This is a genomic window from Corallococcus sp. AB049A (genome assembly GCF_003668885.1).
Classification (GTDB): Bacteria; Myxococcota; Myxococcia; order Myxococcales; family Myxococcaceae; genus Corallococcus; species Corallococcus interemptor.
In genome coordinates, this window is record NZ_RAWL01001080.1 from 1 (window position 1) to 451 (window position 451).

Consider the following 451-nt stretch of genomic DNA (forward strand, 5'->3'; position numbering starts at 1 on the left):
AGCTTGCTTCTTTATGAGGCCAACTTAACCATGTAGCTTCATGCTTAGCAAATTCTGCAGGAAAATAATAACCTAAATCTTTGGGTTTAAGAAGTCTGGAAGTCAGTGGGTCAGTAAGTCGGGGAGAATATAAGCTCATAAGGTTTTATACCTTTTATTTAATTAGTGTTTTGCGTAAAGAATTCAGCATTAATAAAATCTCTTCACACATATTGTAAATTTTATCAAAGTCATCCTGATGTATAATATTGCGTCTTTGTGCAATAAATATGCAACCAACTACTTCAATATTGGAACGAAGTGCATAGCCTAAAAATTTATTAAACTCGGCATTAGTTTGTCCTGTTGAACCCTCAGCAATATTCAATGCTACTGAATCTGCTGCACGTTTGATTTGAGATGTTAGAATGTATAATTCTTCTTGTGGGAACTTTCGGGTTACATCATGAAC

At 34.4% G+C, this 451-nt stretch carries 1 protein-coding gene; it reads right to left on the reverse strand.

Features of this window, described 5'->3' with window-relative positions:
* Positions 1–154 precede the first annotated feature (154 nt).
* A partial coding sequence (locus D7X55_RS40940) for a four helix bundle protein (protein ID WP_147470496.1) occupies positions 155–451 on the reverse strand: 297 nt, incomplete at its 5' end.